Source organism: Neisseria sp. P0009.S007, from assembly GCF_051962515.1.
The window spans coordinates 1-240 of record NZ_JBQCVF010001256.1; the positions used below are offsets into that span (position 1 = coordinate 1).

Consider the following 240-nt stretch of genomic DNA (forward strand, 5'->3'; position numbering starts at 1 on the left):
GCTGGATACGATGCAGAAGCCGTCGAAATTGCCGCTGTATAGCAAATCCATCGCGTCGATGACCAGCGCCATATCGGTGGCGTTTTTGCCTTTGGTGTAGGCGAATTGTTGGACGGGGATGATGGCGTGGGGCAGGAGGGCGGCTTTCCATTTGGAAAGGCCGTGGCTCCAGTCGCCGTAGATGCGTTTGACGCTGGCGATGCCGTATTTGGCAACTTCTTCGAGCAGGCGGTCGATGAT

At 56.7% G+C, this 240-nt stretch carries 1 protein-coding gene; it reads right to left on the reverse strand.

The genetic code is table 11. The features are described 5' to 3' along the window. Positions 1 to 240 (reverse strand): NYN domain-containing protein (locus tag ACTHS3_RS18510; RefSeq protein WP_440368874.1); only part of this gene is annotated, 240 nt, incomplete at both ends.